Source organism: Streptomyces sp. NPDC060027 (assembly GCF_042737005.1).
In the GTDB taxonomy this organism is placed as follows: Bacteria; Actinomycetota; Actinomycetes; order Streptomycetales; family Streptomycetaceae; genus Streptomyces.
Map to the genome: position 1 here is coordinate 1 of NZ_JBHWVI010000029.1, position 12,516 is coordinate 12,516.

The following is a 12,516-nucleotide window of genomic DNA, read 5'->3' on the forward strand; positions in this document are numbered from 1 at the left end:
ACCCAGTCGTTCCGCCCGGCAGGCACACTCAATCCACCGTCCGTGAAGCGGCCGCTTCGATGCCTGATGCCCGCAACTTCCGCGCCAGGAGCTCCATCTCGGGCAGGGTCCCTGAGTACTGCCCGGTCAAGACCTGCTCCAGCACGGCCCGGACGCCGTCCAAGCCGATGCCGAGTTCCGCCCGCAGCACCCGCATGATGGCGGCGTTCCTCATCGGCGGGGCTACCCGCAACCTTGCCCGCCCGTGCTCGGAGAGCAGTCGGCCACGCAGTTCCTCCGGCAGGTCACCGCCACACACAGCCACGGCAAACCCGCAGGCCGGACACGTCGACTCAACATCCCACCGCAGTGCCTCGCCCACCAGCGCCTGAACACCGCACCACTCCGCCTCGGCACCGCACCCCTGGCACACAGCGGAGTACCTGATGGACTCAACCAAGATCGGCTTTCCCATAATCCCACCCCTCAAGAGGAGAGGCTAGACGGCAGGCGGGGAACGTCTTTCCGGGGCGCCAACATGTCCCCCTGACACCAGAGCCAGCGGTCCAGGCCGCGCTGGTCCATGCGCTGACACTATCTCTCGTGAACATTCCGAGGCCCAGTGATCACCAACTGACGCCCAAACCGGCAGCCAAACGCTGCTGCTGAACATGAACAAAGCCACCGGGGTGTGCTTGCGCCAACTGGCAGCGGTACGGAACTTCAGGCGCAACGGCTGCGAGAGAACTTCGGTCACATCGCCGGCGAAGTCCAGAGCCAGCAATAGCCCGGCCTCTTCCAGGCTTTCGAAACCGTGCAGACGCCCCGTACTGACCATGTACTCCAGCCCGGGACGATGGCGCTGATCCCTCCTCCACGTGAAGCCCCTCAGCGGCCCCAGCCTGGTGACCGGAGCCGCTGCCAGCTCGGCCACCGGACAGGTCACTTCGCCCCCGGCGTGACGCCAGGTCGCCGTCCACTGTCGCGTCCAGCCCTCGGACAGATCGAGCCCATCCCGCCCAGCATCGAGCGAGACAGGGACGAGCAGGTCTTCCCACCAGCACGAATGCGACCACAAGGGCCTGTACCCCGCACCGTCGGCCGCCTCGGCGTGTACGCTGCCGGATCCCTGAATCTCCGCCATTCCCTCAGACAAGCGAAGCCCTGCGTACGGCGTAGGCGATCTCCGGTACTGGTGACAACAAGACCGCAAACAATCTCAGGGTGACAAGAAAGATGCACATTCAGTGACAGCAATCCTGCTCACGCCGTCTCGGAGTGCAAGGCCGGGGCAGCTGCCAGGTGACAACTTCCATGCTCAGTCACAACCTCCCGTCGCGACCTCCCGTCGCGACCAGTGGTGCTGTGTCCGTCCGCTCGACCGAGTCGTTCGAATCCTCTGTCCCGGCGAACCCGTCGTCCTATGGTTGGCTGATGCGCGCACGCCCTGTTGACCGCCCGGCCGATCTCGACGTGGTCCGTGAGTCCTATGACCGGGTCGCCGACAACTACGCCCACATGGTGGTGACGACGGGGTTCGGCGACATCCGCAGGCATCCATGGCTCAAGGCGTCGATCGACGCTTTCGCTGACACGGTGAGCGAGCTCGGGCCCGTCCTCGACGTCGGCTGCGGGCCCGGAACGGTGACCGCCTACCTCGCCGAACGCGGACTCGACGTGTCCGGAGTCGACCTCTCACCCCGCATGATCGAAAACGCGCGCCGCCTTCATCCGCAATGCCGCTTCAGCGTCGCTTCCGCCACCGACCTCAGCCTCGGAGAAGCGTCCCTCGGCGGCGTACTCGGATGGTGGTCGCTGTTCAACCTCCCTCGCGACATCCTTCCTCAGGTCCTCGCCCTGTTCGCGCGTGCTCTGAAGCCGGGCGGACACTTCATCACCGCGACGCACGTCGGCGACGAGGACGCGGTACGCACCGAGGCCTACGGAGGCGTACCCGTTCGCTGGACGACGCACAAATGGCGGCCGGAACAGCTCGTGGACCTGATCGAGCGGGCCGGACTGCGCCCGATCGCCGAACTTCGGCTCCCCGCGGACGAGCAGAGCGGGCCGGGGCTGGTCGTCATGGCCCAGCGCCCCGCCTGAGAACCGGGCGCCGGAGCCGGCACGAGGTGTCGTGCCAGGACAGCGTGAGCGCCCCTACCCCGCGTCGCGGACCCCCGCCGACGCGAGCGGGGCCCCCTGGCCCACCCGCTCCGCCAGGAAGTCCTCCCACGTCCGCTTCCCTGTCCGCGCCCCTGCCCGCGCGAGGTTGTCGCCCGCCCGGTACGCGCGTCCCGCCTTGCCCGGGATCCGGACCGGCAGTGTCGGACGGCGCCGCTTGCCGCGGGCCCCGGCGTAGCCGTCGGCGAGTTCGGTGAGGGTGTAGACCTCGGGTCCGGCGAGGTCGGGGACCAGGCCGGACGGGCTGCCGAGCGTGAGTTCCGTGATGCGGGCCGCCACATCGCGCGCGTCGACCGGCTGAAGCCGCAGGCCGCCCGGCGCCGGGAACACCGGCAGCTTCGCCATCGCGGCCACCGTCTTCAGGACCAACTCGTTGAACTGGGCCGCCCGCAGCGTCGTCCACGGCAGCCCCGACCCGGCGATCGCGCGCTCGGCGTCCAGCTTGGACCTGAGCCAGGCCAGCGGGACACGGTCCGCGCCGATGACGGAGATGTAGACGAAGTGCCGTACGTCCGCGCCCTGGGCGGCCCGCACGAGGTTGCGGGTCGCGAGGTCATCGCCCTTGGGACCGCCCGCGAGATGCAGGACGGTTCCGACGCCGGTCAGAGCGGCCTCGATGCCCTCGCCATCGAGGAGGTCGACGGCCACGTGCGCGACACCGTCGACGGTCCCCCGGCCGTGCCGGCTCAGGACGCGCACGTCCTGACCGGCCTCGCGCAACAGCGGGACGACGAGGCTTCCGAGAGTGCCCGTACCGCCGGTGACCAGGATCGTCGACGGGGTGGACGGAGTGGACCGGTCGGACGGGTTCACCGAGTTGGTCGTCATGGCTGCTCCCAAGGTGGTGGGGGCCTGGGGTGCGAAAACCCCGACCCCGTCAGCGGGTTCCGATGTTCTACTTCACTGACACCACGGGTGAGGGGAATGTGACACGGTGACCGAGAGCGCGTGGCCGGCCGAGCTTTTCGAGGAGCAGCGGCCGCATCTGCGGGCGGTCGCCCACCGGATGCTCGGCTCGGTGAGCGAGGCCGATGAGGCCGTCCAGGAAGCGTGGCTGCGGGCCGCCCGGGCGGACATCGACGCCGTCGGCAACCTCGCCGGCTGGCTGACCACGATCGTGGCGCGGGTATGTCTGAACCTGCTCCGTACGCGGGAACGCCGGCGTGAGGAGCCGCTCGACCCACGGATCGCCGACCGGCCCGTCGGTCCCGGGAGCGGCGGTGACCCCGAAGAGGAGGCGGTGCTCGCCGACTCGGTCGGAGTGGCGCTGCTGGTCGTCCTCGACACCCTCACCCCGGCCGAGCGGCTCGCCTTCGTGCTGCACGACCTGTTCACCGTGCCGTTCGACGAGATCGGCCCGCTGCTCGAACGGTCTCCCGCGGCGGTACGACAGCTCGCGAGCCGCGCCCGTCGCCGCGTGAAGGGCGCCTCTCCCCTGCCGGAGGCCGATCTGGCCCGTCGGCGTCGAGTGGTCGACGCGTTCCTGGCCGCCACCCGCGGCGGAGACTTCGAGGCACTGGTCGCCCTCCTGCATCCCGATGTCGTCCTGCACGCCGACCGGTCCGTCATCCCGACCCCCGAACCGGTCGTGGTCGGCGGCGCGGCCACGGTCGCCGAGAGCGCGATGGCCGCCACCGGCCGTGCCCGCTTCACCGGCCCCGCTCTTCTGGACGGCACGGTCGGGCTCGTCATGGCACCCTTCGGCCGGCTCAGCCTCGTCCTCACCTTCGCCGTCACGGACGACGGCCTCATCACCGAGATCAAGGTCATCGCCGAACCGGACGACCTGCGCCGTATCGAAGTCGCGGCCATCGACGCCTGAAACACGGGAACACCGTCACCGTCGCGGATTCGGCCGTCCTCACGGAAATCGGTATTGCCTTGCGCAGCGGAGAGGCATTACGGTGACGTTCATGACTGCCGGGTCGGCCTTGTGCCGTGAGCGAATTGGGTACCCGGCCTCCGAGTGAGGCCGGGGCGGGCCAGAGCGCCGCCCCCCGTTCTCTTCCTTCGTACGAGTTCTCTTCTCGTACGCCTTTCCCTGTGCGCCTTCTGCGCGCGCTGCCGGTGTGCGCCCCCTGCGAGCCCGTACGGACCCCACGCCCGTAGGCGTTCTCCTCTGCGTACCCCTCGTACGGGACACGGGCCCGCGCACGCGCTCGCGCCATCCACCGAGCACCTGACACACCGCGGACAGCATTCACCCCGCGGTAATTCACCCTGCCCGAAAACAGAAAAGGAAGAGAATGCCCAACCCGTTCAATGAGCAGGTCATCGAGGAATTCCGCGCCAATGGCGGGCGCGTCGGCGGCTATTTCGAGGGAGCGCGGCTGATTCTGCTGACGACCCTCGGGGCACGGACGGGGACCCCGCACACGACCCCCGTCGGCTACTACCCCGACGGCGGCGAGAGGGTGCTCGTCATCGCGTCGGCCGGTGGCGCGCCCCGGCATCCCGACTGGTTCCGCAACCTCGTCGCGCATCCGCGGGTGACCGTCGAGGACGGCGTCTTCAGATACGAGGCGGAGGCCGTCGTGCTCGAACGCGCCGAGCGCGACCGCGTCTTCGCCCGTGCGGTGGAGGCCGACCCGGGGTGGGCGGAGTACCAGGCGAAGACCGACCGCGTCATCCCCGTCGTCGCCCTGCGCGCGCTCCCCAAGGACGGTCCGCCGAACATCAACGCCGGCTCCATGGCCGAGGCGCTGAAGGTCGTCCACGACGCCTTCCGGCGCGAACTCGCCCTGATCCGCAAGGAGGTGACGGAACAGGGCACGGCGTCCCTCGGCGCCCAGCTCCGCGTCAACTGCCTCACTCTCTGCCAGGGCCTGCACAACCACCACACCGGCGAGGAGCTGGGCATCTTCCCGATGCTCGCCGGCCACCGCCCCGAAGCGGCGCCCGTCCTCGACCGGCTGCGTCACGAGCACGAACGGATCGCCGAACTCCTCGACGAGCTGCGCCGGGTCGTCACCGAGGACGCGGACCCCGGCCGCGTACTCTCCGAGGTGGACCGCCTCACGAGCGACCTCGAAGCCCATCTGACGCATGAGGAAGAGCAGTTGATCCCACTCCTGGACCCCGCCGGCGCGACCCGGTGATCGCGCTCGTCACCGGCGCCAACCGCGGTATCGGCCACGAGGTCGCCCGCCTGCTGGCCGACGCGGGCCACACCGTGTATCTGACGGCCCGGTCCGCGGAGGCCGCCGCCGACGCGGCCGGGGCCATCGGACTGCCCGATGTCCGCCCGCTCCGCCTCGATGTCACCTCCGAGGCGGACATCGCCGCGGCGGCCCGGGCCATCGACGCCCTCGACGTACTGATCAACAACGCGGCGATCACGTACGACACCTGGCAGCGCGCCACGACCGCCGACCTGGACGTCGTACGCCAGGCGGCAGAGACCAATCTGTACGGGCCCTGGCGGCTGACCCAGGCGCTCCTCCCGCTGCTGCGCGCGAGCGAGCACCCGCGGATCGTGAACGTCTCCAGCGAGGCCGCGTCCCTCGCCGGCATGAGCGGCGGAACCCCGGCCTACTCGGCGTCGAAGGTCGCTCTCAACGCCCTGACCAGGATGTTCGCCGCCGAACTGCGTTCCGACGGGATTCTGGTGAACGCGGTCTGTCCGGGCTGGGTCGCGACCGACATGGGCGGGCCGGGCGGCCGACCCGTCGAGGAGGGGGCCGCGAGCGTCGTCTGGGCGGCCACCCTTCCGGACGACGGCCCCACCGGGGGCTTCTTCCGCGACGGCCGCCCCCTGTCCTGGTGAACCGCCGGGGTCACGAGGGCAGGGATCACCAGGGCCGGGGCACGGGGACGGCGGTCACCAGGACTGGGGGCCACGAGAGCGGCGGTCACCAGGGCGGGGAGCCACGAGAGCGGCGGTCACCAGGGCAGGGGTCGTGCGTGGATCACGTCCAGGCGTGACACCGCCCGGGTCAGCACCACGTAGAGCCGGTGCAGCCCGCGGGACTCCGCCTCCGCGATCGCGGCCGGTTCCACGGCCACGACATGGTCGTACTCCAGCCCCTTGGCGAGGCTCGCGGGCAACACCGCGATCCGGGCGCCCGGTTCATCGGCTCCGGCCGCGCCGATCCCCGCGGCGCCGAGCGCCTCCCGCACCCGTACGACATCCGTGTCGGCGGTGATGACGCCGATGGACCCCTCGTGTTCGAGCGCCTGCCGCACGGCCGCGACGGTCTCGGCCGAGGGGTCGGAGGTCGGCCGGATCGTCAACTCGCCGTCCCTGCGGAGGGATCGCGCCGGAGGAACGCCCACTCCGAGGCGCTCCAGCACCCGGTTGGCGAGTTCGACGATGACCTCGGGCACCCGGAATCCGGTCGTCAGGGGGACGACGTCGGCGTCCGGTTTACCGAGATGGACCAGGACTTCGTCCCATTCCCGGGCCGCCCAGGGAGTCGTGCCCTGCGCCAGGTCGCCGAGCACGGTCAGCGAACCGAAAGAGGCCCGCCGCGCGATCGCCCGGCACTCCATCGGCGACAGATCCTGCGCTTCGTCGATCACCAAGTGGCCGTATCCCTCGGGGTGTTCGATGAGCCCGGCGATCTCGTCGAGGAGGACGAGATCGGCGGCCGACCAGCGCGCCGACTTCCACGAACGCGGCGGCTTCGCCCACAGGACCGCCTTCCGCTCGTCGGCGTCGAGAATCCCCTCGGCCGTGCGCTCCAGCGCGTCCGCGTCGGCCAGGAGCCGGGTGAGCAGTTCCTCGGGACGCACCCGGGGCCACACCGCGTCGACGTACGCGCCGACCGGCCTGGCCCGCGAGATCCGCTGCGCCCAGGCGTTCGTCTGCGGCCCGGCCCGCAGCTCGGCCCGCTCCCGCACGTACCGCACGACCCGGGTCCGTACCCGCTCCCGTCCGACGGCGTACGGCGGTTCCTCCGCGCGTACGTCGTCCACGATGCGGCGCAGCACGCCGACGGGGACGCGCCAGCGGTACGTCCCGTCCGGCACGGCGACGGGTTCGGCCGGTGCGCCGATGTGCCCGTACAGCGCCCGGCGCAGCACCTCCGCCATCCGGGCGTCGTGCTTGACGACCATGGCACGCTCGTCGTCCTCGCCGGTCACCGGGTGGCCGGCGATCTCCTCCGCGATCGTCGACTGCCGTACCCCCGTCTCCCCGAGAGCGGGCAGCACCTCCGCGATGTACGACAGGAACGTCCGGTTGGGGCCGAGGATCAGCAGGCCACCGCGGCGGATGCGCTGCGGGTGCGTGTAGAGGAGGTAGGCGGCCCGGTGCAGGCCGACGGCCGTCTTGCCGGTGCCCGGGGCGCCCTGCACACAGACCGAGGCCGCGAGATCACCTCGTACCAGATCGTCCTGCTCGGGCTGGATGGTGGCGGCGATGTCACGCATCGGTCCGACACGGGGGCGCTCGATCTCCCCGGCGAGGATCGAACCACTGTAGGCAGCCGAACCACCGTAGGCATCCGAACCGCCGTAGCCGACCGAACCCCCGGAAGCCCCGCCGCCGCGCCCACACTCCTCGCCGTCGCCCCAGCTCCCACCCTCGCCGTCGATGCTCCGCCCCTCGGCGCCGGGGGGCCCGGTCTGCTCCGCCCCCGTCCGGTCCGTCCGGTCCACCCCCGTCCGCTCCGCCCCGATGTGCTCGTCCTCCAGGCCCGTGAGGTCGCCAGAGTCACCCCGGCTGCCGGGGGCCCAGCCGAAGCGGCGGCGGACGGCCACGCCCTGGGGGTCGCGGACGCTCGCCTGGTAGAAGGCGCGCGAGACGGGGGCGCGCCAGTCGACGACGAGGGGCGGGGCGGCGGGGTGCTCCCTGATCCGCAGCCGCCCGATGTGATAGCTCTGCCCGGCATGGTCGCCGGCCGCCGCACGCACGTCCTCGAAGTCCAACCGGCCGAAGAACAGGGGCCCTTGGGGCAGCTCCCGCAACTCCTTCGCCTGGCTGCGCAGCACATACCCGAGCACCTCGGCGTCGGCGCCGGAGGCGGAGACGTCCTCACCGGTGACGACTTGCTCCTCGGCGCCGTCGACCATCGCGGCGAGAGCGGCGCGGCAGGTGTCGTGGAAGGCGCGCTCCCGGGAGAGGAAGCGGGCGAGCGGCGGTTCCGGGGCATGCCTCCGGAAGGGGTCGGGCGTCATTCCATCCAGGGTAGCGGAATAATGTTACCGAGTAACATTATTTACCCGGGCAGATCGGGTCGGGGTCGCGGACACCTGCCTCCCCCACCCGTCAGGCAAGCGCCGGAAACCCCGCCGCCAACTGCGCGAAGGCCCGCTCGGCCGCCGCCACGGCGTCGCGCCGCACGTCCGCCGCGCGCTCCCCCTCCGTGATCCGCCGCACGTTCTCCTCGGCGAGGACGCGGCGCACGGCGGTGATCTGTCCGGCGGCGAGCCGTGCGTCGAGCGTGTCGCCCAGCGGCTCGGCCAGGGCCTCGGCGAGCGCGGCCTCGGACCGCTCCAGATACCCGTACAGCCGCGCCACCAGCGACGGCGTCCCGTACAGCAGCCGCTGGAACGCGAGGACGGCGGGATGTTCGCTGAGCCCGGTGACGGGATCGTCGCACCGCAGCCCGTCGAGGAAGTGCTCGCGGAGCGCGTCGATCGCGGACCTCCCGGCCGCCCGCCCTTCCTCGACGACCCGCGCGGCCTCCGTCTCGTGGTCCGCGAACCGGTGCAGGACCAGGTCCTCCTTGGACGGGAAGTACCGGAAGAGCGTCGGCTTGGAGATCTCGGCGGCGGCCGCGACCTCGGCGACGGACACGGCGTCGAACCCCTTCTCGAGGAAGAGACCGATGGCGGTGTCGGAGACCGCCTGGTACATCCGTTGCTTCTTGCGTTCACGCAGTCCGGTCTCGCTCATGCTCCCGAGCGTACGCACCACCGGGGCCGCCGAAGTCCGGCCCGGACCTCGGCCGACGCAGCCGACATCCGGTGCGGCCCCGCCGACCCGCGCCGCCTCGCCTCCGGCGCCCTCACCGAAGCCGCGGCCGGACGGCTGCGGCCGACGATCCGCGCAGCGTCTCCGCCGGAACCAGTGAGGTGCGCGCGTCCCGCCACGGAAGCGCGGGGGCCGACGGGAAAGGCCGCACCGAGGGCCTGGGGGCCGGCTCGGACGTGCGCTTGGCGGTGCCCGCGAAACGAAGTCCGCCGTGCGCCCAGACCTCGGACCCCGACCACCGGCGGGCGGGGAGCCCGAGCGAGGCCGTGGCGGCCTTGAGGGTCATCGCGTAGGAATCGATCGCCCTGCGCACGTTGGGGGCGTCCAGACTCTCCCCGGTGACCAGGCGGTCGAGGTCCACATAGGCCGAACGGACGATCTCGATCCAGCGGTAGACGCGCCAGTCCTGCTGCCAGTCCTTGGTGTGCGTGCCGGGCAGTTCGCTCTCCCAGCGCCTGAACAGGCGGGCCCGGATTTCGGATCGTGTGGGTGTCAGGTGCATGTGCCGGACGAGGTCATAGAGAGGATCGCCGATCATCGCCATCTCCCAGTCGATGACGGTGAGGGCGAACCGGTCGGGCCGGCGCACGAGGTTCCAGGGATTCAGGTCACCGTGCAGCAGAGTCGATTTTCGTGGTGTCACCCGGTACCGGGACAGGATCTCCGCCAGCCGAGGGGCGTCCGGCAGGCCCAACGCCCGCGCCACCTGCTGCGACTCCTTGGGCAACTCACCCACCAGTCGGACCAGTTGATCCCTCAGCCAGCCGAAGAATTCCGCTTCCCCCGCTGTGGGGTCCAGTTCCGAGAAATCCACGTCCGTCAGCGCGGCGAGCTGCGCCACCAGGCCGTCCGCCTCGTGAGGCAGAAGGCCGTGCACCGGATGGCTGGGCGGCCGGCCGCCGTCGAGCGGACCCTCATAGGTGTGGATGGCGAACAGGTCCCCAGGAGGACTCTCCCCCAGCGCGAGCACCCGCGGAGCCGACACGGCGACCCCGGACCGTTCGATGGCTCGCAGGACGGCGTGCTCGCTGAGGAAGCAGGGCTCACGACGGCTCGCCGATGCCGTCTTGCGACGTACCACGACGTGGCAGTCGCCGCCGACCTGCACGATCGCCGCCGTGTTGAGGTGCGCGGTGCCCTTGAACACCCGGCCGGTGGGTGCCTCACCCTCGACGGTCAGAGCCTCCGCGACGGCCGCCGACGGGAAGCCGGGACCCACGGGAAGCCGCCTGTCCGGCTTCCACGAGATGGCTGACCGGCCCGCGCGTGCCTGCCGGGAGGCCTGCCATCTGGCGAGAACCCGCTCGACGTCGAGTTCGCCGGGGACTCTGCCGAGCCGGAGCGGCCCGGCCGCCGCGACCAGAGCCGCGTGCGCGAAGGCCGCCGCCTCGGTCAGCGCCTCCTGGCCGGACGGACCCTCCACCGACTTCGCGGCCCGAATCACGTCCGGGAACACCGACTGCGCCCGCTCGAAGTCGACGTAGTGACGCAGATCCCGGGCCAGGCCGCCGGTCGCCGCGGGCCTGGCCGACTGCATGGCCTTCGCCCAGGCGTGCGTCACGTCGTCCCACTGGAACTCCGGGTACCGCATCCGGACCAGGTGTGTGGCGAGGTCGTGCAGAGGGTCGCCGTAGGACGCGAGTTCCCAGTCGACGCAGATCAGCGGCGGGGAACCGTCGTGCGTCACCACCACATTGTCGCGATGAAGGTCCGCGTGCAGCAGGCTGTACGGACGCCGGGCCATGGCGGGCACGCGTTCGGCGAATCGGACCAAAGCATCCTCGGGCACACCCAGGGCCGCGAACAACCCGCCGTAGACAGCCCAATTGGGCTGACGGATCTGACGGTCCGCGAGACCGGCCAGCGTACGGAGAAATCCCTGGCCGTCCTTGTCGTTGCGCGGCCAGTCGGAGGGAAGCGGCGGCAACGCCTCCCTGCGCACCTGCGACATGCGCGCCAGCAGGTCCGCCAGGGCGCTGACGAGGAGCTGGTCGACCGGCTTGCCGCCAGGACACACGGCGGAGAGCAGGGCACCTTCCACATGGCGGTGAACGGCGGATCCCTCACGCCTGGCGAGACACACCGGCACCCGGGGCAGCACCCCGCTGACGGCATCCAGGATCTCGGATTCGTTCGGCCAGGTCCTGACCACGACCGACAGGGCCTCAGGTCTACGGATCCGCACCGTCACGGGAGAGCCGGCCTCAAGGCCCACATGAGGAGCCATGGCCTCGGTCAACGGCAATACATAGTTCCGGTTGTGATGGCCACCGCTCATCACCCCGGCCTGCTTCGCCAGCCGTACGAACGCGTCGTAGGCCTCATTGGCAACACGTCGCTCCCGGGAAACGAGCCCCGGAGCAGGAGGTGCGCCCACTGGCCGCTCCTGGAGGTGGAAGGTGAGCGCCACCTTAATGCTCGCGGGTACGGCTCACGAGCGGAGTCCAGCAATCCTTGGTCTCAATGAGGTACACAGCACTCGGTGGTGGAGCTGTTCGATGGATTCCGCCGACCGGAGTCACTCCGCGAGGTTGTCCCAGAGGGAGTCGTACCAGGATTGCCAGCTGTCGACGGAGGCGGCTTCCGGCCCGTCCGAGTGACCGCCCACCGTGTGCGTATAGCGGGCGTTGATCCCCATGACATCGAGGGCGTCGACATGCTCGCCGGATTGAAGCGCGATACGCCGCTCGATCACCCGATACGGCGCCTGGAACATCTCGGAGCGGTTGAGCAGATAGACCTTGAAGGTGGGCGTCAGCGGCACGTGCCGAATCCTCGGCTCTTCGAGCGTCGGCACGAGTCCCTCCGCCCCCAGATCCTGGAAGGTGGCACACAGCGAGGCGATGTGCCGACGGGTGATCTCGTGAAGCCGGTCCCGCAGACGGTGGTCCCGCGGGTCCTCCTTGCTACGCGGATACGGAAGAGAGACGTCCTCGGAGGGCAGCAGCACGCGCAGGGCGATCCGCTGCGGCGAGATCTCCCTGTTCACTATCCGTTCCACCTGCAGCCGTATGTGCGCGTCGATCGATTCGGACGTGAGCGTGAAGACATCGAGAACGACTTCCGATTGCTCGAACGCGCGACCGAAGAACCAGCCCAGCGTCCTGGCTTGACCCGGCGGCGCCTCACTCGCCGCCGAACCAGGATCCGGCCTCTTGATCACACGCGATCCACTGCCCTGCCGGGACTCGATCAGACCGTCCTGGATCAAGCTCTTCAGGGCCCGCTGTACCGTGTCCCGGGCGACTCCGAGCTCAAGGGTCAGCTCCCGCTGCGAAGGCAGTGACGTATGCAGTCCGTATGTCCCGTCGGCGATACGGGACCGCAGGGTGCTATAGACCCACCCGGCCCCTTTGCCAACGATCCGCTGCTCGCTCACATGGCGACGGTACCTCTTCCGGCCGATGAGCAAACCACTTCTGGTCAAGCAGACCGGC

Annotated in this window: 10 protein-coding genes; 4 read left to right on the top strand and 6 right to left on the bottom strand. The window is 70.4% G+C overall.

What is annotated here, in order from left to right:
• Positions 1–28: 28 nt before the first annotated feature.
• Positions 29–454: a hypothetical protein gene (locus tag ACFWBT_RS10320; RefSeq protein WP_385697953.1), complete on the bottom strand. Its 426-nt coding sequence runs from the start codon at positions 452–454 to the stop codon at positions 29–31.
• A 959-nt stretch (positions 455–1,413) separates the two neighbouring features.
• Here ACFWBT_RS10320 and ACFWBT_RS10325 point away from each other — a divergent pair.
• Positions 1,414–2,082: a class I SAM-dependent DNA methyltransferase gene (locus ACFWBT_RS10325; protein ID WP_385697954.1), complete on the top strand. Its 669-nt coding sequence runs from the start codon at positions 1,414–1,416 to the stop codon at positions 2,080–2,082.
• 54 nt (positions 2,083–2,136) lie between these two features.
• On the opposite strand, the gene ACFWBT_RS10330 is transcribed toward ACFWBT_RS10325, so the two are convergent.
• Positions 2,137–2,988: an SDR family oxidoreductase gene (locus tag ACFWBT_RS10330; protein WP_385697955.1), complete on the bottom strand. Its 852-nt coding sequence runs from the start codon at positions 2,986–2,988 to the stop codon at positions 2,137–2,139.
• Positions 2,989–3,094: 106 nt separating this feature from the next.
• Here ACFWBT_RS10330 and ACFWBT_RS10335 point away from each other — a divergent pair, with 106 nt between their 5' ends.
• The 3 genes from ACFWBT_RS10335 to ACFWBT_RS10345 all read left to right on the top strand — a co-directional run bounded on the left by ACFWBT_RS10335 (position 3,095) and on the right by ACFWBT_RS10345 (position 5,926).
• On the top strand, positions 3,095–3,982 hold the full coding sequence (locus ACFWBT_RS10335) for a sigma-70 family RNA polymerase sigma factor (protein WP_385697956.1): 888 nt from the start codon (positions 3,095–3,097) through the stop codon (positions 3,980–3,982).
• A gap of 424 nt (positions 3,983–4,406) precedes the next feature.
• Entirely contained in the window at positions 4,407–5,258 is an 852-nt protein-coding gene (locus ACFWBT_RS10340) for a nitroreductase/quinone reductase family protein (RefSeq protein WP_385697958.1), read from the top strand.
• The gene (locus tag ACFWBT_RS10345) at positions 5,255–5,926 is read left to right on the top strand and encodes an SDR family NAD(P)-dependent oxidoreductase (protein WP_385697960.1); all 672 of its coding nucleotides are present in this window, start codon (positions 5,255–5,257) and stop codon (positions 5,924–5,926) included. Before ACFWBT_RS10340 ends, ACFWBT_RS10345 begins: the two co-directional genes overlap by 4 nt.
• Positions 5,927–6,042: 116 nt before the next feature.
• Here ACFWBT_RS10345 and ACFWBT_RS10350 read toward each other — a convergent pair whose 3' ends face one another.
• The 4 genes from ACFWBT_RS10350 to ACFWBT_RS10365 form a co-directional block, all read right to left on the bottom strand.
• Positions 6,043–8,280: a HelD family protein gene (locus tag ACFWBT_RS10350; RefSeq protein WP_385697962.1), complete on the bottom strand. Its 2,238-nt coding sequence runs from the start codon at positions 8,278–8,280 to the stop codon at positions 6,043–6,045.
• Positions 8,281–8,371: 91 nt separating this feature from the next.
• On the bottom strand, positions 8,372–9,001 hold the full coding sequence (locus tag ACFWBT_RS10355; RefSeq protein WP_385697963.1) for a TetR/AcrR family transcriptional regulator: 630 nt from the start codon (positions 8,999–9,001) through the stop codon (positions 8,372–8,374).
• 112 nt (positions 9,002–9,113) lie between these two features.
• Positions 9,114–11,456 (bottom strand): phosphotransferase family protein, encoded by a 2,343-nt coding sequence (locus ACFWBT_RS10360; protein WP_385697964.1) that lies wholly within the window; start codon positions 11,454–11,456, stop codon positions 9,114–9,116.
• Positions 11,457–11,597: 141 nt separating this feature from the next.
• The gene (locus tag ACFWBT_RS10365) at positions 11,598–12,458 is read right to left on the bottom strand and encodes a winged helix-turn-helix domain-containing protein (protein ID WP_385697965.1); all 861 of its coding nucleotides are present in this window, start codon (positions 12,456–12,458) and stop codon (positions 11,598–11,600) included.
• Positions 12,459–12,516 lie beyond the last annotated feature (58 nt).

Bases quoted from the DNA above. Each gene is read 5' to 3' on its own strand.
- ACFWBT_RS10320 (WP_385697953.1), bottom strand. From the start codon at position 454: ATGGGAAAGCCGATCTTGGTTGAGTCCATCAGGTACTCCGCTGTGTGC.
- ACFWBT_RS10325 (WP_385697954.1), top strand. From the start codon at position 1,414: ATGCGCGCACGCCCTGTTGACCGCCCGGCCGATCTCGACGTGGTCCGT.
- ACFWBT_RS10330 (WP_385697955.1), bottom strand. From the start codon at position 2,988: ATGACGACCAACTCGGTGAACCCGTCCGACCGGTCCACTCCGTCCACC.
- ACFWBT_RS10340 (WP_385697958.1), top strand. From the start codon at position 4,407: ATGCCCAACCCGTTCAATGAGCAGGTCATCGAGGAATTCCGCGCCAAT.
- ACFWBT_RS10350 (WP_385697962.1), bottom strand. From the start codon at position 8,280: ATGACGCCCGACCCCTTCCGGAGGCATGCCCCGGAACCGCCGCTCGCC.
- ACFWBT_RS10355 (WP_385697963.1), bottom strand. From the start codon at position 9,001: ATGAGCGAGACCGGACTGCGTGAACGCAAGAAGCAACGGATGTACCAG.